Raw genomic sequence first — 16,550 nt, forward strand, 5'->3', positions numbered from 1 at the left:
CCTTCGCTACTATGCCATCGGTTAAAGAACGAGCCGGAACTTCGAAAAACCGTCGGCGCCGTCTCCGGCCTCCTCGATCTTGACGCTCTTGACCGCAGCGAGGAACTGCTTTGCCTTGGGGCCGCTTTCGAAGGTCGCCGTCGTGCCCGGCAGCGGCTTGAAGGTCCAGTTCGCGTCGGCCGACGGATTGATCGTGCCCTGCTCGTGGACGTAGCGCACGATGACGTCGCGGTTGGTGTCCGGCGCCTGGAAGACCACCTTGTCGGCGGCGATCTCCGGGAAACTGCCGCCGCCGCCGGCGCGGTAATTGTTGGTGACGACGACGAACTTCTGGGCCGGATCGATCGGCTTGCCTTCGAAGGCGAGGTTCTGGATACGGTTGGCATCCGGATTGATCGCCTTGCCGGACGAATCATATTTTGGGGGCTGCGACAGGTCGATCTGATATGTAACGCCGTCGATCACGTCGAAATTGTAAGACGGGAAATCGGCGTTGAGCAGCGGCGCGTCCTTCGCGCCGGCGTCGATGTGATTGAACATGCCGGCCGACATTTCCAGCCAGTTCTTCACCTGAGCGCCGGTGATCGCGACAGCCTGCACCGTGTTCGGATAGAGATAGAGGTCGGCGACGTTTTTGATCGCGATATCGCCGGCCGGCACATCGGTATAGTAGTCGGCGCCGCCGCGGCCGCCGGCCTTGAAGGGGGCTGCGGCCGAAAGCACCGGCAGATCCTTATACGGGGTGTCGGCGAGCATCTGCTTGATGTACCAGGTCTGGGCCTGGCTGACGACCTGCACTGAAGGATCGTCGGCGACCAGCGCGAAATATGAATAGAGCGGAGCCGACGTCTTGCCGACCGGCGTGCGCACATAGGCGAGCGTCGCCTCATGCTCGGCCTTGGCGGCTTCGACCACGTCCTTCTTGTCGATGTAGTCAGCGACCACTTTCTTCTTGTCGTCGCGATGGTAGATCGGTCGCGCTTCCGAGGTGAAATCGACGATCTTCCAGCTGTTGCCGTCCTTTTCCAGCAGCAGGTCGATGAGGCCGAGATGCGAACCCCAGAACCCGGCCATCACGGCGGGCTTGCCGTGCAGCGTGCCCTTGACGGGATCGGCATTGGCGATGCCGTCCCAGCTCTTCGGGCCGGGGAAAACCAGATGCTGGTGGCCAGTGAAGATCGCGTCGATCCCTTCGACTGCGGCAAGATGCAGCGAGGCGTTTTCCATCTTTTCGGACTGTGCTGCTCCGTCGATGCCGGAATGGGAGAGCGCGATGACGATATCGGCGCCGGCTTCCTTCATGGCGGGAACCCAGGACTTGGCGGCCTCGACGATGTCGCGGGTCTGCGCCTTGCCTTCGAGGTTCTTGATGTCCCAGAGCATGATCTGCGGCGGCACGAAACCGATGAAGCCGATCTTGACAGGGCTCTCCTTGCCGGCGCCGTCTTTGATCTGCTTTTCGACAATGATGTAGGGTTTGAAGAAGAGGTCGTCCTGTTTGGGATCCGAGGCGAGCTGGCCCTTGGTCAGGTTGGCGCAGACGAACGGGAAATTTGCGCCGGACAGGACCTTGAACATGAAGTCGAGGCCGTAATTGAACTCGTGATTGCCGAGCGTCCCGACCGTGTATCTGAGCGTGTTCATCGCCTTGATCACGGGATGAATGTCGCCGTCCTTCATGCCGTGCTGATAGGCCATGTAGTCGCCCATCGGATTGCCCTGCAGCACGTCGCCATTGTCGATCAGCAGCGAGTTAACCGCCTCTGCGCGGATATTGTCGATGATCGTGCCGGTGCGCGACAGGCCCATCGTGTCGTTCGGCTTGTCGGCGTAATAGTCATAGGGGAAGACGTTGACGTGAATGTCGGTCGTTTCCATCAGCCGCAGATGCGCCTGGTTGGCGTTGGCACGGGCGCTGAAAGGGTGCAGCAGCACCAGGGCGGAAGTCGCGGCGAGGCCGCCGAGCAGGGAACGGCGGCTCATGACGCCGACATCAAAAATGGAAGACATGGAACTCTCCTATAGGGATCATGCAATCGTCCGGCCCGTCAGAATTAGGACGAATTGGCGAGGAGTACACTGCGAAAATGACAGGACGTCAAAACAATCGGCAGCAAAGGCGATATGATTTTAAAAGGCAATATATCGCACAGCGCTCCGGCTGAAATCCATCGGCGGCGGGTCGTGATTGGCGTGGTCATAGCCTGACCGCCATCGATAGAGGACCGCGGCGTCAGCTTCGTGCAGACGCAAGGCCGCCATTGCGCACGACGTCAATGTCGATGGCGGCTGCCGGAACGATTGTCAGCCGCTCCTTCGGCGCAAAAGTGAGGCGGTCCTACGATTTCAGCGTCAATGTCGCCAAACGCGGCGGGCGGTCGCCGTGGGTCATGGCTCTTAGTTGACGCACCGCCAGTACCGGCCGGATTTCCTTATGAAAAAAGCGGAAATAGGAGGAAATCTGCGCCCTCGCATTCGAATTCACGTCGAACTGGATGCCGATGCGGCCATTGTGCTTCCAGCGAATGATGCCTTCGAGCAGTCCAAGGTTTTCGGCTTCGATGCGCACCTTGCTGCCGGAAGCGGCATGGAGCGGCGTCTTGGTCTCCAGGGCGGCGCCGGTCACCGACAAGTTGAGAATTCGCACATCCACTTCGCTGTTCAGATATTTGACGCTGCCGAAGACGCGGCAATTCTTCCGATCGGCCTTCCGCGCGGTGATTTTCAAGTTGCTGCTCATGCTGTCTCCCTATGAAACGCGAGGGGAGCATAGCGCCAGGAAATTGAAATGGTTTTAGGGGCTTGGCTAAAATTGCAGTGAAAGTTCAGTTGGCGGCCGCCGCCCTGCGCCCCACCACATGTTCGCGCCAAATGGTGAAGATGCCGGCGGCAACGACGATGACCGAGCCGATGATCGTGTTGAGACTGAGCGTTTCGTCATAGATCGTCACACCGATGATCGAGGCGTAGACCAGTGACAGATAGGTCAGCGGCTGGACGGCGGCGGCATCGAGAAGATCGTAGGCGCGGATCAGGAAATAGTGGCTGGAAATGCTGGTCATGCAGACGAGCGCCATCCAGCCCCAGTCGCCTGGCGACATCCAGCTCCAGTAGAACGGGCCGACGAGCGTCATCGTGATGCCGCCGATAACGCCGGTATAGAAGAAGCTGGTCATCGACGAATCGTCGCGGCTGACGAAGCGGGTGGCGATGACGTAGAAGGCGAAGTTGAAGCAGGAAAGAATGGCGAGAAGCAACTTCACGTCGAAAAACTCGCCTTCCGGCTTCAGGATCAGCAGTACCCCGCAAAGCCCGACGCCGATCGCCGTCCACCGTCGCCATCCGACCCGCTCACCGAGGATCGGCATCGACAGCAGCGCGATCAGGATCGGCGTCGCGGAAAAGATCGCTTGCGAGCGGGCAAGGCCGATCACGGCAAAGCAGGTGATGGCTAGAACCACCTGGGCGGCAAGCAGCACGCCGCGCACCACCTGAAGAAGCGGGCGTTTTGTGCGGGCCGTCGCCTGGAGGCCGCCGCGCATTTTCGAAGCGAGGACGATCGTAAACAGCGCGAAGGCCCAGTAGCGGATCATCGTCACGAAGATCGGCGGATAAGTCGACGCCAGATGTTTCGAGATGGCGTCCTGCAAAGAGAAGATGGTGGTGGCCAGCAGGGCGAAAATATAACCGTGGGTCTTCGAAGTCATGTTGTGCCGTAAAAGGGAAAGTGCGCGAGCCTCGAAAGTCTGGGCAGCGTTTCGGCAAATAAGCAAGGCCTCAAAGCCCCACATTCGGCCTGTCAATGATTTCTCTGAGCGCGAAGCTCGAATTGATCTTGACCACATGGGGAAGCGCCGACAGCCAGTCACGATGGATGCGCTCGTAATCCTCGAGGTCACGGGCGGCGACCCTGAGGATATAGTCGTATTCGCCCGACATCAGGTAACAGACGAGCACGTTCGGGCAGAGCTTCACAGCGGCTTCGAATTCCGCCAGCGTTTTGGCGAACTGACCGGAGAGCGAGATATGCACGATGGCGATCATCTTGTAATCGAGGGCCTTGTGCGAAAGCCGCGCATGATAGCCGCCGATGACACCGCTTCTTTCGAGGATGTCGAGCCGGCGCGAACAGGCCGAAGGCGAGAGACCGATCCTTTCAGCAAGCTCGGCGTTGGTGATGCGTGCATTGGCCTGCAGGACCTTGAGAATCGCAAGATCGATGGGATCGAGATCAGTCATTCGAAGAACTTTCGAAAAATAATGATAATGGCGCAATAATCAGCGAAAAATTGCTTCTTTGCAAATCGTCTTTGCAAGGACATTTCGCTGTCTTGGTGGTTGGATTCATCGGGCGAGGAGATCCGCGGCTGCGGAGACAAAATGAGAGGAACGCAAATGCGTGTCGGTTGCCCGAAGGAAATCAAGAACCATGAATATCGCGTCGGCCTGACACCGGCTTCGGTGCGCGAATACGTCGCCCATGGCCACGAGGTCTGGGTGGAGACGAAGGCGGGCGCCGGCATCGGCGCCGATGACGCCGCCTACGCGGCGGCTGGCGCGAAGATCGCCGCCTCCGCCAAGGATATCTTCGAAAAGTGCGACATGATCGTCAAGGTGAAGGAGCCGCAGCCTTCCGAATGGGCGCAGCTGCGCGACGGTCAGCTTCTCTACACCTATCTTCATCTGGCGCCCGATCCCGAACAGACCAAGGGTCTGATCGCCTCCGGCGTCACCGCGGTCGCCTATGAGACGGTAACGGACGAACGCGGCGGCTTGCCGCTGCTGGCGCCGATGTCGGAAGTGGCAGGGCGCCTGTCGATCCAGGCGGGAGCCACCGCGCTGCAGAAGGCCAATGGCGGTCTTGGCGTCCTGCTCGGCGGCGTACCCGGTGTGCTGCCGGCCAAGGTCACGGTGATCGGTGGCGGCGTTGTCGGCCTGCACGCCGCCAGGATGGCCGCCGGTCTCGGCGCCGATGTCAGCATTCTCGACAAGTCCCTGCCGCGCCTTCGCCAACTCGACGACATTTTTGCCGGCCGTGTGCACACCCGTTATTCCAGCATCCAGGCATTGGAGGAGGAGGTCTTTTCGGCCGACCTCGTCATCGGCGCTGTGCTCATTCCGGGGGCGGCTGCCCCGAAGCTCGTCACGCGCGAAATGCTGTCCGGCATGAAAACGGGCTCCGTTATCGTCGACGTCGCCATCGATCAGGGTGGTTGCTTCGAGACCTCGCATGCGACGACCCATTCCGATCCGACCTACGAAGTCGACGGCGTGGTGCATTATTGCGTCGCCAACATGCCGGGCGCTGTGCCCGTCACCTCGGCGCACGCGCTAAACAACGCCACACTGGTTCATGGCTTGGCGCTCGCCGATCGCGGCCTGCGCGCCATTGCCGAAGACAAGCACCTGAGAAACGGCCTCAATGTGCATAAGGGCCGCATCACCAGCAAGCCGGTCGCCGAAGCGCTCGGCTATGAGGTTTTCGCGCCGGAGAGCGTGTTGAACGTAGCGTAAGCTGCCTGACTCAGGGTTAGGCGAGGGCGCCGGTCTCCACAAGGGCCGGCGCCTTTACCTTGTCGATCCGGCATTGAAAGCAGTTGTTGCGGGCCGAGCGCACATGCATGTAGGCAATTTCGGGCCGGGCCAGCAATGTCTCGGCATAGGCCGGGATATCGGCGATAGCGGTCACCGCGCCGGTGCCATAGACGATGCGATCATTGGCGCTGTAGCCGCGGACGATGAAGTCACGGCTGGTCGTCAGCACCGGCGGCAGGATTTCCTCGGCGGCATAACGCGGGCAAGGCTGCTTGTGCAGGAAAATCGGCCCGGTTTCGGCATAGGGCTGCAGCTCCGGGAAGGGCCGGTAGGCGAAGACCAGCAATTCCTCGCCCTCGTCGATATTCCTCAGGCAATGGCGGCAGGGATGACCCGGGCCATCGGAAACCATTGTCTCGGGCAGCCCGTCATAGGCGTCGCGGCCGCCGCTCCAGAGGGCTCTAGCATCGGCAGTCGGCATGGCGGCAAAACGAATGGCGGTCATGGAAGATCTCCTGGTGATTGCCATGAAATGCGCCCGAACGAGCGCGCAAGCGACCCGATTCTTGCGCATGCTGTTGCCTGTCGAGATCACCGCAGCAAAAAGCCAGGAATGCCAATTCATCAACGGTTCCCCCGACAAGTCAGTTTAGGCCGTGACTGGCATTGTTTGGTTTCACTGGTGGGGCGGCGCAGACGCGGGCGTCTGCACTGTGAATGGATCTCCTGCCCACCCCACCCTCCATCATGCTCGGCCTTGAGCCGAGCATCCACGCCGCATCCATCAGCAGCAGTTGCATGGATCCCAGGCTCAAAGCCTGGGATGACGGAGAGTGTGGTTGGCGTTCTTGCCAAACTCCACGGCAGCTTACAGAGACACACCACCACGAGTGCTTCATTTAGGCCGGCACTCATTACACCCCTGTGCGCGTTACAGGGATGAGGGCCCGGGAGGGCGGTTTCACCGCACGGCTGTGTACCTGAGATGGTTAGCAGTCAGATGCACCGGAAAAGCAAACCGAACCCTCAGCCTTTCCGCGCGATCTCCAGCAATTCCTTGTCGCTCAGCGGCCGGACGATGCCGGTGCCGGTGGAGACCGGGGAGAAGCCGTACATCTGGTAGAGTTGCAGCGCGCGCGGATGGTCGAGATTGTTGGTGGTGGTGGTGACCCGCTTCGGATTGAGCGACCAAATGGCATAGAGCGCCTGCAGCAGGAACCATTTGCCGATGCCGAGGCCGAGCGCATGTTCGATCAGGCCGAAATGGCTGAGTTCGATCGTATCCTCGTCCTCGCAGAAATATTCATAGAAGCCGGCCGGCGCGCCGTTTACATAGAGAACGCTGATATTGTTGCGCTTGTCGTTCAGCGTCTGGGTAAGCTGCTCGTCGCTCATCCGCAACCGGTCTACCCATTGCCAGCGCGCGCCCACCTGCCGGTAGAGATAGCGGTAGAAGGGCAGCGGTATGCCGGGCGCACGCATGATCGCCGTCTGGATATTGACCGGCACCGGCATGCTGGTTTTCGGCGCCGCCGTCATTTCGAGACGGGTGATGTGAGCTTTCAGCGAAGCGGGTGTCTTCCCCATGGTGATCAGGCTTTGAGCGGCGTTGGCGGGCCGGTGACAACGGGCGTATCCTCACGGCTGCCCCATTCGCTCCATGAACCGTCATAAAGCTTGTTGTCGTGATGGCCGAGCGATTCCAGCGCCAGCGTGATAATGGCCGCCGTGATTCCCGAGCCGCAGGAGGTGACGACCGGCTTCGAAAGATCGATGCCGGCCTCCTCGATCGTCTGGCGGAGTTCAGGCAGCGACTTGAACCGACCCTGGCTGGCAAAGACGCCGGAAGGCAGGCTACGGGCGCCGGGCATATGGCCGGAGCGCATGCCGGCCCGCGGCTCAGGCTCGGTGGCGGCGAAGCGGCCGGCGCTGCGGGCATCTGCGATCTGCATCGCGCCGCTCGAGACGATGTCGCGCATGGCATCGAGCCTCACCACGCGGCTTGCATCGAAGTTCGGCGTGAAGGTCGTCGGCGCATGGCCGGGCACCGCAGTTTCGAGCGGACGACCCTCAGCCTTCCAGCCGTCGAGACCGCCGTCGAGCACGAAGACGTTCTTTGCCCCCATCACCCGGAACAGCCACCAGACGCGGGGCGAGGCGAACAGGCCGATGCCGTCATAGACGACGATGCGATCGTTCTCGCTGATGCCGAGCCGGCCGGCCTCAGTGGCGAAATAATCGGGCGAGGGGATCATGTGCGGCAGCGACGTCGAATGGTCGGCGATCTTGTCCTGGTCCAACCGGATGGCGCCGGGAATATGGCCGGCCGCATATTCGGCATCGGCATCGCGTTTCTGCGCCGGCAGATAGAAGGAGGCGTCCAGCACACGCAGATCCGGTTTGCCGAGCTCGGCCTGCAGCCAGTCGGCGGAGACGACGAAACGGCTCTTGTTCTCAGTCATTTGGGTCTCCCTTGTCAGGCTTCTTCGCCGGGCGCACCGAAGCGGATGCGGAAGCGCCGGTTCTCCTTGCCCTTCTTTTCGATCTTGGCAACGTGAATCTGGCCGACTTCCTGCGTCTCCGAGACATGTGTGCCGCCGCAGGGCTGGCTGTCAATCGAGGAGTTCTTGCCGATGCAGACGAGGCTGACACGACCGAGGCCGAGCGGCGGGCGCACGTTCTTCGATTTGACGATATCAGGATTGGCCGCAAGCTCGTCGTCGGTGATCCATTGCAAGTAGACCGGATGGTTCTGACCGACCAGTTCCATCAGCCTCGCCGTGACCTCGTCCTTGTCGATCGTCTCGCTCATATCGAAGTCGATGCGGCTCTCCTCCTCGCCGACCGCGGCCCCAGTGATCGGATAGGAGCAGACGACGGACAGCAGGTGGCAAGCCGTGTGCATGCGCATCAGCCTGTAGCGGCGCGGCCAGTCGACATGTAGCACCAGCGTCTCGCCGATCTCGGGCTGCGGCTCATTGTCGAGCGGCACATGGATGATGATATCCTTGCTGGCGCCATGTTTCGTCGGGCCGAGCGCGATCTTGCTGCCGTCGGCGCGTTCAAGCTGACCGGTGTCACCGGGCTGGCCGCCCGAAGCCGCATAGAAGCAGGTCTGGTCGAGTTCGATGCCCCCGTCGTCGTGAACGGCGGTGACGACCGCCTCGCATGTCGAGAGATAGAAGTCGTCACGATAGAGGGCATTGACGGGCATGGGTCTCACACGGGTTCGTAGGGAACGTGTATGTCGGACGACTTAGCCATCCAGCCCGGAACGGGCAGTCCTTTCGAGCTGAGGAAATCCGGATTGAAGAGCTTCGACTGATAGCGGTTGCCGTAGTCGCAGAGGATTGTCACTACCGTGTGACCTGGCCCGAGATCCCGGGCGAGATTGACGGCGCCGGCAATATTGATAGCAGTCGAGCCACCGAGGCACAGGCCCTCGTTTTCGACGAGATCGAAAAGATAGGGAAGGGCTTCGGCATCGGAGATCCGATAGGAAAAGTCCGGCGTGAAGCCCTCGAGATTGGCGGTGATGCGGCCCTGGCCGATGCCCTCGGTGATCGATGAACCTTCGGATTTCAGCGTGCCGTTCTGGTAGAATTCATAGAGAGCGGCGCCATCGGGATCGGCGATGCCGATCTTGACATCGGCCTTGAAAGCCTTGAGGCCGGCAGCGACACCTGCCAGCGTGCCGCCGGAACCGACGGAGCAAATAAAGCCGTCGATTTTGCCGTCGGTGTCCTTCCAGATTTCCGGCGCAGTCGTTTCGACATGCGCCTGCCGGTTGGCGACGTTGTCGAACTGGTTCGCCCAGATCGCCCCGTTCGGATCGCTCTTTGCCATTTGCTCGGCGAGCCGCCCGGACACCTTCACATAGTTGTTCGGGTTTTTGTAGGGAACGGCGGGCACTTCGACGAGTTCGGCGCCAAGCAGTTTCAGCGCGTCTTTCTTTTCCTGGCTCTGCGTTTCCGGGATGACAATGACGGTGCCGTAGCCGAGCGCCTTGGCCACCAGTGTCAGCCCGATGCCGGTATTGCCGGCCGTGCCTTCGACGATGACGCCGCCGGGCCGAAGCAGCCCCTTGCGCTCGGCGTCGCGGATGATGTAGAGCGCGGCACGGTCCTTGACCGACTGGCCGGGGTTCAGGAACTCCGCCTTGCCGAGAATAGTGCAGCCGGTTGCCGCCGAGGCGCCCTTGAGTTTGATCAGGGGCGTATTGCCGATGGCTTCGAGGACGGAGGGGTGGAAGGTCATGGAATCTGCCTCTTTCGAACTCTTACTTTAAGAACGGTCTTTTCCCTTCACAAGGCTGTGTTGGCAAGAAATGCTATTCCATGCCTCTGTCGACCACGACAAAATATCGCTTTCCCCGCCCGAAAAAGCGCATCGCCCGCCATCCGGGGGTTGCGCGGTGATCCGAAGATTGATTTTACCCGTACGGATGACGACAAAGCGAAACGGAGCGCAGCACACAGCGCGTGACAAAATCGACATGGTTCACGAGCAGATCGATAGGATCGACGCATTGATGGCGCATTACGTCGCCGGTTCTTTGTCCGAGCCGGGACGGGTGCTCGTACGATCCCATCTGCAAATGAAGCCGGGTAATCGAAGCCTGGTGAGCAGCCTCGAGCTTTTCGCCGGGGGAGCCCCTGGAAAGCACCCCGGAAGCCGCCATTGCCGATCGCGACCAGCGGCTTGCTGCGACCTTTTCCTCTGCGCCTCCTGACCCCGAACGCCATGTGTCCACGAGGCCAGAAAGGGCGCTGTTTCCGCAGGCTTTGCGCCATCTCCTTGGGTTCGAAGCCGAGGACGTGCCCTCGCGCAGGCGCTTGCCCGGCTTCAAGAAATATTCGTTCGGCATGGAGGGCTGCGAGGTCAGCCTGACATGGATCCGTCTGGGCCGGGCCTTACCGGCTCACACTCATAAGGCATGGAACTGATCCTGATCCTTGACGGTGCGTTCATCGATGAACGCGGCCGTTTCGGTCCCGGCGACATCTCCATTGCTGACGAGACGGTCGAGCATCGGCCGTTCGCCGAAAAGGACAGGCCCTGCATCGCCTTTGCCGTTTCCGACGGGCCGATCAAGCTCGCCGGATCCCTCCGTCAGATGATCGGCGACCTGATCGGCTGAAAGCAGCCACAATGGTGTGATAGAGCCGTAAATCCGGGAGGAGATGTGAACTTCCGGATCTGTCTCGTGTTGGTCAGGCTGAGCCGGAGGAACATGTCATGCGTGATTTCATCGCCCGTCCCGAACATGGTATCGTCTGGATATCGGGCGCGAGTTCCGGCATCGGCCGGGCGCTTGCGCTGAAGCTCGCCGGCGAGGGATACAAGGTCGCCGTCACCGCCAGAAGCCATGAAAAATTGGTCGAACTGCAGGCCGAAGCCAGCGGCCTTGACGGCAGCATCGTCGTTCTCGACGGCGACGTCACCGATGCCGAGGACATGGAGCACGTCATGGCCTCCATCGAATACGAGCACGGGACGCTCGCCATGGTGATCCTCAATGCCGCCGTCTATCTGCCTGTTCATGCCGAGGACCTGCACCGCGCCGATTTCGAAACGAGCTTCGCAGTCAATCTTTCCGGCGTCGTCAACTGTCTCTTGCCGGCGATCCGCCATATGAAGGCGAAAGGGCAGGGGCAGATCGCCATCGTCTCCTCCATCACTGGCTATGGCGGCCTGCCGATGGGCGCTGCCTATGGCGCCACCAAGGCGGCGCTGATCAACATGGCCGAAAGCCTGAAATTCGATCTCGACAAGATGGGCATCCGCATCCAGCTCGTCAGCCCGGCCTTCATCGATACCCCGGCGACAGACAAGAGCGCCTTTCCGATGACGGCGCTGGTGTCACCCGAGGAGGCTGCCCGGCAGATTGCAGCCGGACTGAAATCGCAGGCGTTCGAGATCACTTCCCCCGGGCGATTCACCACGCTGCTGAAGCTTGCGCGTCTGCTTCCCTACGGCGCTTATTTCCCGCTGCTGAACCGCTTGACCGGCTGGCGCGAACGGCCGTCATCGGCAGGTCGCCATCCGGCGACACCGCATCCGGCGGAATGATCAGCTGCGCGAGAACACCACCTGGCGTACATCGATATTGCAGGCCCGGAAGCCGGCTTCGCAATAGAACAGATAGAATTCCCAGAGCCGCTTGAAACGCTCGTCGAAGCCCATCGGGCGGATGCGTTCCCAGACCCACCGGAAGCGCTCGCGCCATGCGACAAGCGCATGGGCGTAATCGAGCCCGAAGCTATCGTCCGAAGAGAAAAGCTTTTGGTGATCGCCGCGACATGAAAAAGGCCGGCGTGAACCGGCCTTTTCTCAAAGCGGGCGACGGTCTGCTCAGTTGTCGTATTCGCGGCAGGCTTCGCTGATCGAAGCGCCACTCTCGCCGCCACGCGTGTCGACGCCGGACATCTGTTGTGGCATGCCGGGGCATTCCATCGTCTGGGTTCGGCCGATGCTCTGTGTCGTGGTCGGATCGACCGGGGCGACCTGCACAGGATGCATGCCATTGTCGCTGTTGGTGTAATCGGACGAATAGTTACCCGAACTCGGATCGGTCGAGCCGCCATTCGTCGGCCCGATCGGATCGGGATTCGACTGGGCAAAGGCCGACGATGCCATGCCGATCGCGAGCAGCGAAGCGGCGATAAGAGATCTGGTCATGAGGATATCCTCCTTTGATTTTCATCTTGGATGACCTTGGTGTAACTGCGTCACGGAATCATTGTTCCGAAATTCGCGAAAAACCTGCACGCTCGCCTTGCATGTTACGCATAAACCTTAACGGGCGAAGCCGCTGGATCACTGCCACTGCCTGTCTTAGGGCATGACGAAACGCCGATCCGTAGCATGAGGCCACTATGTTCGTTTCTGCCCGTGAGGCCGCAGATATCGGTCTGCAGATTGCGCTTTCACTTGCGTTGACGGCAGGTGGCATGGCAATCGCCTCCGCGGCTATGGGCGGCGAAAAAGCCGGTATGTCCGCGATCGACGTCAGCCGCCCCTTGTTATGGGCCGCCATTCCGACGCGCGTCGATCCGACAGCACAGTCCTATCTCCGGGCCGACGCGCCGGCCGAACTGGAGCTTGCCGGCCGCACCGGCGACCGCTGCCATGACCGGATCGGCCTTCGTCTCTCCTGCGACCTGATCGCGGCTTCTGGCGCCGCCGCTTCTTTTTAGGATAGATTTGCGACATCGTCGCCGTCACGATCGTAAGCTTGCAAAACATGGCGATTTGCCGTTTCATCCCGTCCAGCGATCGTCACCCGACTCTTTTTCCCGAAGGATTCAGCCTTTTGTCCCAGCCGATGCGTCATGGCTTCGAGAAGCCTTATGCCGCCTTCCTGTTCGATATGGACGGCACCATCCTTAATTCGATTCGTGCGGCCGAACGTGTATGGAGCGACTGGGCAAGGCGCCAGGGGCTCGATGTCGCCGACTTTCTGCCGAAGATGCATGGATCGCGCGGCGTCGACACGATCGCCCGGCTGAATTTGCCGGGGGTCGATCCCGAACATGAAGCGAGGCTGGTGACCGAGGCCGAAATCGCCGATGTCAGCGATGTCGTCGCCATATCAGGTGCGGCGGCATTCCTGAGTTCGCTACCGCCGGATCGCTGGGCGATCGTGACCTCCTCGCCCTTGCGTCTTGCCCGCCGGCGGCTGGAGGCCGCAGGCCTGTCGCTGCCGAAATTCATGGTGACGGCGGAGGACGTCAAGGTCGGAAAGCCCGATCCGCAATGCTATATTCTGGGCGCCGAACGCCTCGGCGTTAGCACGCAGGACTGCCTGGTGTTTGAGGATGTCGCAGCCGGCATCATCGCCGGTGAGGCGGCGGGCGCCGATGTCATGGTGGTGACGGCAACCCATCATGCCCGGATGGAGACGGCGCATCCGACCCTGTCATCCTACGATGAGATCTCGGTGCGCATCTCGGCCGACCATAAGATGCTCATCGTCCCGAACGCGGCCTGATCTCAGGCCGCGCAACCGTTTCTGCCTTTCACTCCGCGGCCGCGGCCAGACAGCGATCGATGATTCTGCCGATTTCGCCGCGGCAGGAGCCGCAATTGGTTCCGGCGCTCGTTTGCTTGCCGACCGCCTGGACACTGTGGCATCCCTCGCGTACGGCGGCGGCGATCTGGTTGACACCGACGCTGAAGCAGGAGCAGACGGTGGCGCCCGGATCCGGTCTGCCGGCCCCGGGACGGCCCGCGACGAGCGCGAAGCGCTTCCTGAGGTCGCCATGCACGGCGGAGAGCTGAGAGATCGCCCAGTTGCGCGCCACGGCAACCGGCTCGCGGGCGAGGAACAGCGCGGCGAGCAAGGTCTCGCCGTCGAAGAAGGCGAGCCTGAGGTCGCCGGATTGCCGGTCGGCATAACCCAGCGGTTCGATCTCATCAGGAATGGCGAAAACCGCCCGGCACCAGGCCGTCCAGTCTTCGACAGTCTGGTCGAAGGCGAGCTCCAGCCGCCAGCCGCCGTCGGCTTTCGCCAGCGCCCAATAAGCCGCGTCAGGCGTGGCCGGTCTGACGGCCGAGACTGCGAAGCCGTAATGCGCGGCACGGAAGGGGCGAACGGCGACCGCAACATTCTTCGATGCGGGCTGACCGGAAATCGGATCGGTGATCGGCGCGACCACGGCGTCGATCCGCGCTTTTGCAGCGAGCTGGTCGTTCCAGTGCATCGGCGCGAAAATGCCGCCGCGCGCCTGGCGATCGGTCACCAGCGCCCGGACGATCGCCTTGCCGTGCGGGCTGTCGATCTCGACGAGGCCGGCGCTCGATATCCCGATCTCGATCGCGTCGCGCGGATGGATCTCCGCAAAGGGTTCGGCGATATGGGCGGAAAGCCGCGCGCTCTTTCCGGTACGCGTCATCGTGTGCCACTGGTCGCGGATGCGCCCGGTATTCAGCGTGAAGGGGAAGTCTGCATTGGTGCGATCGGTTGCCGGCGCTTCCACTGCAACGAAACGCGCCTTGCCGTCGGCATGGTAGAAACCGCCATCGGCGAAGAAGCGGGTGACGCCGGGCGCGCTTCCTGCCGGCTGCGGCCACTGGAACGGCGACAGTTCGTCATAGGCGGCGCCGGTGATGCCGGCGCGGGCGCCGATATCGAAATCGCGGCTGCCGTTGTTTTCAAAGGCGGACAGGGCGGCGTGTTCGGCGAAGATTTCGGCCGGCGCATCGAAATCGAAGGCGGCGGCAAATCCCATGCGGCGTCCGACCTCCGCAAGCTGCCACCAGTCGGCCTTCGCATCGCCGGGCATGCCGAGAAACGGCCGCTGCCTGGAAATGCGCCGTTCGGAATTGGTGACGGTGCCGTCCTTCTCGCCCCAGCCGAGCGAGGGTAGAAGCACCTGCGCGTGCCGGGCCGTATCCGTCTCTCTCAGTATGTCGGAGACGACGACGAAAGGACAGGCGGCGATGGCGCTTTCGACGCTGTTTGCATCCGGCATCGAGACGACGGGATTGGTGGCCATGATCCAGAGTGCCTTGATGCGTCCGTCGGCGACTGCGCGGAACATGTCGACCGCTTTCAAACCAGGCTTTGCAGCGATGACCGGCGATTCCCAAAAGCGCTGAACGCGGTCACGGTCTTCTGGATTTTCGATCGCCATATGGGCGGCGAGCATGTTGGCGAGACCGCCGACTTCGCGCCCGCCCATCGCGTTCGGCTGGCCGGTCAGCGAGAAGGGGCCCATACCCGGGCGGCCGACGCGGCCGGTCGCCAGATGGCAATTGAGGATGGCATTGACCTTGTCGGTGCCGGAGGAGGATTGATTGACGCCCTGGCTGTAGCAGGTCACCACCTTCGAGGTCATCTCGAACAGGCGGAAGAACTCCCGGATCTGCATGGCCGGCAGGCCGGTCCGCTCGAGGAGATCGTTGCTATCAAGTGCTGAGGCGGCCGCAAAGGCGCCGGCGAAGCCTTCCGTATGGGAGGCGATATAATTCTGGTCGATCGCAGAGCTTGTCGAAAGATGGGCGAGCAGCCCCATGAACAGCGCGACATCGCCATCCGGGCGGATAGCCAGATGCAGGTCGGCGATATCGCATGTCATCGTCCGGCGCGGATCGATGACGACGATGCGCATGTTCGGCCGCGCCGCTTTTGCGGCGGCCAGCCGCTGGTAGATGACGGGATGACACCAAGCGAGGTTGGAGCCGGTGAGCACCACCAGATCCGCAAGTTCGATATCCTCATAGGTCCCCGGCACGGTATCGGCGCCGAAGGCGCGGCGATGCCCGGCCACCGACGAGGACATGCAGAGCCTGGAATTGGTGTCGATATTGGCCGAGCCGATGAAGCCCTTCATCAGCTTGTTCGCGATGTAGTAATCTTCGGTCAGCAACTGGCCGGAGACGTAGAAGGCGACGGAATCAGGCCCGTGTTCGGCGATCGTTTCGGAGAAGCGCCGGGCGACCAGATCGAGCGCCTCGTCCCAGCCGCTGCGTTCACCTGCGATTTCGGGATAAAGTAGCCGGCCGTAGAGATCGATGGTTTCGGCAAGCGCCGAACCCTTCGAGCAAAGCCGGCCGAAATTCGACGGATGCTCCGGATCTCCCTTGACGCTGACCGCGCCGGTTTCGTCAACCGTGGCGATAACGCCGCAACCGACGCCGCAATAGGGGCAGGTGGTCTTGACCTCAGCCGCCATTATTCAGCCGCCATCAACAGGCTTTCGAGCGCGATAAACAGGGCGCCGTCCTCGTTGCGGACCGGTATGGTCCGCACTTCGCCCTCGTCGGCGCCGAGTGCCTTGCCCGTTTCGAGGGAGATCACCCAATTATGCAGGGGGCAGGTGACGGCCTTGGCATGCACGATGCCCTGGGATAGCGGGCCGCCCTTATGCGGGCAGTGATCCTCGATGGCAAAGACCTCGTTTTCGGCCGTACGGAAGACGGCGATCTTGCCTTGCGGCGTCTTCACGCAGCGCGCGCCGCGCAGCGGAATATCGGAGATGTCACCGATTGCGATCCAATTCATGTCCATC

Annotated in this window: 17 protein-coding genes and 2 pseudogenes; 6 read left to right on the forward strand and 13 right to left on the reverse strand. The window is 61.6% G+C overall.

The features are described 5' to 3' along the window. Positions 1-21 precede the first annotated feature (21 nt). From PYR71_RS15150 to PYR71_RS15165, 4 genes are all read right to left on the reverse strand, one after another. Positions 22-2,010, reverse strand: a complete 1,989-nt coding sequence (locus tag PYR71_RS15150; protein WP_275619936.1) for a bifunctional 2',3'-cyclic-nucleotide 2'-phosphodiesterase/3'-nucleotidase — start codon at positions 2,008-2,010, stop codon at positions 22-24. 328 nt (positions 2,011-2,338) lie between these two features. Beyond that, the gene (locus PYR71_RS15155) at positions 2,339-2,740 is read right to left on the reverse strand and encodes a PilZ domain-containing protein (protein WP_183916187.1); all 402 of its coding nucleotides are present in this window, start codon (positions 2,738-2,740) and stop codon (positions 2,339-2,341) included. An 85-nt stretch (positions 2,741-2,825) separates the two neighbouring features. Continuing rightward, a complete protein-coding gene (locus PYR71_RS15160) occupies positions 2,826-3,707 on the reverse strand; it encodes a DMT family transporter (RefSeq protein WP_275619937.1) in 882 nt (293 codons plus the stop codon). A gap of 70 nt (positions 3,708-3,777) precedes the next feature. Beyond that, a complete protein-coding gene (locus PYR71_RS15165; protein WP_183916183.1) occupies positions 3,778-4,239 on the reverse strand; it encodes an Lrp/AsnC family transcriptional regulator in 462 nt (153 codons plus the stop codon). 156 nt (positions 4,240-4,395) lie between these two features. Here PYR71_RS15165 and ald point away from each other — a divergent pair, with 156 nt between their 5' ends. Continuing rightward, the gene (ald, locus tag PYR71_RS15170; protein WP_275620211.1) at positions 4,396-5,514 is read left to right on the forward strand and encodes an alanine dehydrogenase; all 1,119 of its coding nucleotides are present in this window, start codon (positions 4,396-4,398) and stop codon (positions 5,512-5,514) included. Between the two features lie 16 nt (positions 5,515-5,530). Here the strand turns inward: ald and PYR71_RS15175 are convergent, their stop codons facing one another. Next, entirely contained in the window at positions 5,531-6,040 is a 510-nt protein-coding gene (locus PYR71_RS15175; protein ID WP_275619938.1) for a DUF1203 domain-containing protein, read from the reverse strand. Here PYR71_RS15175 and PYR71_RS15180 point away from each other — a divergent pair. Further along, positions 6,039-6,188: a hypothetical protein gene (locus PYR71_RS15180; RefSeq protein WP_275619939.1), complete on the forward strand. Its 150-nt coding sequence runs from the start codon at positions 6,039-6,041 to the stop codon at positions 6,186-6,188. The genes PYR71_RS15175 and PYR71_RS15180 overlap by 2 nt on opposite strands. A 373-nt stretch (positions 6,189-6,561) precedes the next feature. Here the strand turns inward: PYR71_RS15180 and PYR71_RS15185 are convergent, their stop codons facing one another. From PYR71_RS15185 to PYR71_RS15200, 4 genes are read right to left on the reverse strand one after another with little or no spacing between them, the layout of a single operon-like run. Further along, a complete protein-coding gene (locus tag PYR71_RS15185) occupies positions 6,562-7,122 on the reverse strand; it encodes a GNAT family N-acetyltransferase (protein WP_183916180.1) in 561 nt (186 codons plus the stop codon). Between the two features lie 5 nt (positions 7,123-7,127). Next, a complete protein-coding gene (gene sseA / locus PYR71_RS15190) occupies positions 7,128-7,997 on the reverse strand; it encodes a 3-mercaptopyruvate sulfurtransferase (RefSeq protein WP_275619940.1) in 870 nt (289 codons plus the stop codon). A 14-nt stretch (positions 7,998-8,011) separates the two neighbouring features. Then, positions 8,012-8,749: an alanyl-tRNA editing protein gene (locus PYR71_RS15195; protein ID WP_183916176.1), complete on the reverse strand. Its 738-nt coding sequence runs from the start codon at positions 8,747-8,749 to the stop codon at positions 8,012-8,014. 5 nt (positions 8,750-8,754) lie between these two features. Then, the gene (locus tag PYR71_RS15200) at positions 8,755-9,792 is read right to left on the reverse strand and encodes a cysteine synthase A (protein ID WP_275619941.1); all 1,038 of its coding nucleotides are present in this window, start codon (positions 9,790-9,792) and stop codon (positions 8,755-8,757) included. Between the two features lie 238 nt (positions 9,793-10,030). Between PYR71_RS15200 and PYR71_RS15205 the strand changes: the two are divergent. Continuing rightward, positions 10,031-10,675: pseudogene (locus tag PYR71_RS15205) on the forward strand (cupin domain-containing protein). Between the two features lie 98 nt (positions 10,676-10,773). After that, a complete protein-coding gene (locus PYR71_RS15210) occupies positions 10,774-11,607 on the forward strand; it encodes an SDR family NAD(P)-dependent oxidoreductase (RefSeq protein ID WP_275619942.1) in 834 nt (277 codons plus the stop codon). On the opposite strand, the pseudogene PYR71_RS15215 reads toward PYR71_RS15210, so the two are convergent. After that, positions 11,608-11,805: pseudogene (locus tag PYR71_RS15215) on the reverse strand (class I SAM-dependent methyltransferase); the annotation flags it as partial. Between the two features lie 84 nt (positions 11,806-11,889). Beyond that, entirely contained in the window at positions 11,890-12,216 is a 327-nt protein-coding gene (locus PYR71_RS15220) for a hypothetical protein (protein WP_275619943.1), read from the reverse strand. A 197-nt stretch (positions 12,217-12,413) separates the two neighbouring features. Between PYR71_RS15220 and PYR71_RS15225 the strand changes: the two genes are divergently transcribed. Together PYR71_RS15225 and PYR71_RS15230 are read left to right on the forward strand one after the other, a co-directional pair. Then, on the forward strand, positions 12,414-12,734 hold the full coding sequence (locus tag PYR71_RS15225; RefSeq protein ID WP_275619944.1) for a hypothetical protein: 321 nt from the start codon (positions 12,414-12,416) through the stop codon (positions 12,732-12,734). 116 nt (positions 12,735-12,850) lie between these two features. Then, positions 12,851-13,528 carry an HAD-IA family hydrolase gene (locus tag PYR71_RS15230; RefSeq protein ID WP_275619945.1) on the forward strand — a complete coding sequence of 226 codons (678 nt, stop codon included), beginning with the start codon at positions 12,851-12,853 and terminating at the stop codon, positions 13,526-13,528. Between the two features lie 28 nt (positions 13,529-13,556). Here the strand turns inward: PYR71_RS15230 and PYR71_RS15235 are convergent, their stop codons facing one another. Further along, positions 13,557-16,214: a nitrate reductase gene (locus PYR71_RS15235; RefSeq protein WP_275619946.1), complete on the reverse strand. Its 2,658-nt coding sequence runs from the start codon at positions 16,212-16,214 to the stop codon at positions 13,557-13,559. Continuing rightward, positions 16,214-16,549, reverse strand: a complete 336-nt coding sequence (gene nirD, locus PYR71_RS15240; protein WP_020921100.1) for a nitrite reductase small subunit NirD — start codon at positions 16,547-16,549, stop codon at positions 16,214-16,216. Before nirD ends, PYR71_RS15235 begins: the two co-directional genes overlap by 1 nt. Position 16,550 lies beyond the last annotated feature (1 nt).

It is taken from the genome of Rhizobium mulingense (genome assembly GCF_029194105.1).
Classification (GTDB): Bacteria; Pseudomonadota; Alphaproteobacteria; order Rhizobiales; family Rhizobiaceae; genus Rhizobium; species Rhizobium mulingense.

What these genes read in the sequence shown, in the direction of transcription:
- PYR71_RS15220 (WP_275619943.1), bottom strand. Translation starts at nt 12,216, where the DNA reads ATGACCAGATCTCTTATCGCCGCTTCGCTGCTCGCGATCGGCATGGCA.
- ald (WP_275620211.1), top strand. Translation starts at nt 4,396, where the DNA reads ATGCGTGTCGGTTGCCCGAAGGAAATCAAGAACCATGAATATCGCGTC.
- PYR71_RS15180 (WP_275619939.1), top strand. Translation starts at nt 6,039, where the DNA reads ATGGAAGATCTCCTGGTGATTGCCATGAAATGCGCCCGAACGAGCGCG.
- PYR71_RS15150 (WP_275619936.1), bottom strand. Translation starts at nt 2,010, where the DNA reads ATGTCTTCCATTTTTGATGTCGGCGTCATGAGCCGCCGTTCCCTGCTC.
- PYR71_RS15235 (WP_275619946.1), bottom strand. Translation starts at nt 16,214, where the DNA reads ATGGCGGCTGAGGTCAAGACCACCTGCCCCTATTGCGGCGTCGGTTGC.
- PYR71_RS15185 (WP_183916180.1), bottom strand. Translation starts at nt 7,122, where the DNA reads ATGGGGAAGACACCCGCTTCGCTGAAAGCTCACATCACCCGTCTCGAA.
- PYR71_RS15200 (WP_275619941.1), bottom strand. Translation starts at nt 9,792, where the DNA reads ATGACCTTCCACCCCTCCGTCCTCGAAGCCATCGGCAATACGCCCCTG.
- PYR71_RS15165 (WP_183916183.1), bottom strand. Translation starts at nt 4,239, where the DNA reads ATGACTGATCTCGATCCCATCGATCTTGCGATTCTCAAGGTCCTGCAG.
- PYR71_RS15155 (WP_183916187.1), bottom strand. Translation starts at nt 2,740, where the DNA reads ATGAGCAGCAACTTGAAAATCACCGCGCGGAAGGCCGATCGGAAGAAT.
- nirD (WP_020921100.1), bottom strand. Translation starts at nt 16,549, where the DNA reads ATGGACATGAATTGGATCGCAATCGGTGACATCTCCGATATTCCGCTG.
- PYR71_RS15210 (WP_275619942.1), top strand. Translation starts at nt 10,774, where the DNA reads ATGCGTGATTTCATCGCCCGTCCCGAACATGGTATCGTCTGGATATCG.
- PYR71_RS15160 (WP_275619937.1), bottom strand. Translation starts at nt 3,707, where the DNA reads ATGACTTCGAAGACCCACGGTTATATTTTCGCCCTGCTGGCCACCACC.
- sseA (WP_275619940.1), bottom strand. Translation starts at nt 7,997, where the DNA reads ATGACTGAGAACAAGAGCCGTTTCGTCGTCTCCGCCGACTGGCTGCAG.
- PYR71_RS15195 (WP_183916176.1), bottom strand. Translation starts at nt 8,749, where the DNA reads ATGCCCGTCAATGCCCTCTATCGTGACGACTTCTATCTCTCGACATGC.
- PYR71_RS15175 (WP_275619938.1), bottom strand. Translation starts at nt 6,040, where the DNA reads ATGACCGCCATTCGTTTTGCCGCCATGCCGACTGCCGATGCTAGAGCC.
- PYR71_RS15225 (WP_275619944.1), top strand. Translation starts at nt 12,414, where the DNA reads ATGTTCGTTTCTGCCCGTGAGGCCGCAGATATCGGTCTGCAGATTGCG.